This window comes from Streptomyces sp. 150FB (genome assembly GCF_000818195.1).
Taxonomy (GTDB): Bacteria; Actinomycetota; Actinomycetes; order Streptomycetales; family Streptomycetaceae; genus Streptomyces.
Genome location: NZ_JTHL01000001.1, coordinates 58,317 through 60,702, shown reverse-complemented (window position 1 = coordinate 60,702; position 2,386 = coordinate 58,317). Strand labels below are relative to the sequence as shown.

Here is a 2,386-nt window from a genome sequence, read left to right as displayed (position 1 = left end):
CGCGGCTCCCGTACGGGCCGACGCGGATCACACGCCCTCCGCGGCGGTGCCGCCCGACGGTGCCGCGGGCGCCGCACACGAGACCGCCACCGACCGCTCCGCGCGACAGCCGGCCCCGACCCTCACCGACGCCGAGCAGACCCTGCTCGCCGCCTGGTCGGAGCTTCTCGGCATCGACGCCGACGACCTCAAGCCGACGAGCAACTTCCTTTCCCTGGGTGGCAATTCGCTGCTGGCGACCCGGCTGATCAACCTGCTCAAGCGGCGGACGGGAGCGGAGCTCCCGCTCCAGGCGCTCTTCGAAGCGCCTCGCCTGGCCGACATGGCCGCCGAGCTGGAGCGCCGTACCCCCGTCGGATCCACCGCAGTCCTCGACGTGAAGGCGATTCTTGAGGGCATCGCCCTCGTCGAAGCCATGAGCGACGCGGAGCTCGACGCACTGGACATCGCGAAGTAAGCAGACAGGACGACGATGACCATCACCAATGAGCCGGGCACGCGGGACCTCGTACACAGGATCCGATCGCTGCCGCCCAAGCGACGACGCGCCCTGATGACGCTGCTCGAGAAGCAGGGCGTCGACCTCTCCGTACTCGATCTCTCCGCGTTCGACGTCGTCCCGTTGCCGACGCGCCGCCCGGACCAGCCCGTGCCGCTCTCCTTCACCCAGCAACGCCTCTGGTTCCTCGCCCAGTTGGACGGAGCGGGCTCGGCGTACAACATCCCGATGGCGGTGCGGCTGTGCGGGAACCTCGACCGCCCCGCCCTGGTGGGCGCGCTGCGCGAGGTGGTGCGGCGGCACGAGGCCCTGCGCACCCGCTTCGTGGAGCACGACGGCGTCCCGTACCAACACGTCGGCGACGGCGCGGACTTCGAAGTCCGGCAGGAGGAGCTCGCCGACCCCGCCGAGCTGCCCCGCATCTGCGCGCAGGAGGCCGCCGCTCCCTTCGACCTGGAGCACGACACGCTGATCCGGGCCCGGCTGCTGCGCCAGTCCGACCAGGAGCACGTCCTGCTGGTCACGATGCACCACGGCGTCTCCGACGGCTGGTCGATCGGCGTCCTCCACCACGACCTCGTCGCCCTCTACGACGCGCTGCGCGCGGGCCGTCCCTCGCCGCTGGAACCGCTGCCGATCCAGTATCCGGACTACGCGAACTGGCAGCGCGAGTGGCTCGACGACGGTGTGCGGGAGGCGCAGGTGGCGTACTGGCGCGACCGGCTCGCCGGAGTCGATCCGCGGCTGTCCCTGCCCACGGACCGTGAGCGCCCGCCGGTCAAGACGTACAACGGCGCGCGCGAGACCTTCCGCTGCCCGGCCGAACTCCTCGACGCCCTGCGGGAGGTCGGCGCCCGGCACGACGCCACGCTCTACATGACACTGTTCGCCGCCTACTGCGCCCTGCTGCACCGCTACACCCAGCAGACCGACGTCGCCGTCGGCACGGTGGTGGCGAACCGCGGCCGCACCGAGTTCGAGGGGCTCATCGGCTTCTTCGCCAACACCCTGGTGATGCGCACCGATCTCTCCGGCGATCCGACCTTTCCCGCGCTCCTCGCCCAGGTCAAGCAGCGGGCGCTGGAGGCGTACGAGCACCAGGACGTCCCCTTCGAGGCCGTCGTGGACGCCCTGCGCCCGGAGCGCAGCCTCAGCCACTCGCCGGTCTTCCAGAACATGTTCGTGCTCCAGGAGGCACAGACCGCCGAGGAGACCAGGCTGGGCGAACTGGAGCTCCTCCCCGTCGACTTCGACGTCGAGGCCACCAAGTTCGACCTCACCCTCGACCTGCGCGAGACCCCGGACGGGCTCGCCGGCTTCATCGAGTACAACACCGACCTGTTCGACGCCGAGACCATCCGGCGCTTCGTGCGCCACTACACCAACCTGCTCGCCTGCATTGCCGCCGAGCCGCAGGAGAAGATCTCCCGGCTCACCGATCTGCCTGCTGGGGAGCGTCGGCGGTTGGTGGGGGAGTGGAATGAGGTTCCGGCGGGGTTGGTGGCGGAGGAGTGGTGTGTGCATGAGTGGTTCGAGGGGGTGGTGGCGGGTTCGCCGGGTGCGGTGGCGGTGGAGTTCGAGGGGTGTTCGCTGTCGTATGGCGAGTTGAACGCGCGGGCCAATCGTCTGGCACGTCATCTGCGTGAACTCGGCGTCGGGCGTGGGACGTTGGTGGCAGTGTGTCTGCCGCGCAGTGAGCACATTGTGGTAAGTGTGCTGGCTGTTTTGAAGGCGGGTGGTGGTTATGTGCCGCTGGATCCCGCGGCTCCTGCGGAGCGACTGAGGCATGTGCTGCGTGACAGTGGGCCTGAGGTGCTGTTGGTTGATGGGGTGATTCCGGACGGGCTGGACACGGCTGGTATTCCGGTGGTGGATGTGCGGGCGGAC

General features: G+C 69.5%; 2 protein-coding genes. Both read left to right on the top strand.

Going from position 1 to position 2,386, the window contains the following annotated elements:
- A partial coding sequence (locus QR77_RS00095) for an acyl carrier protein (RefSeq protein ID WP_040019094.1) occupies positions 1-457 on the top strand: 457 nt, incomplete at its 5' end.
- 15 nt (positions 458-472) lie between these two features.
- Positions 473-2,386, top strand: a 1,914-nt coding sequence (locus tag QR77_RS00090) for a condensation domain-containing protein (protein ID WP_150130529.1), incomplete at its 3' end; no start/stop codon positions are given.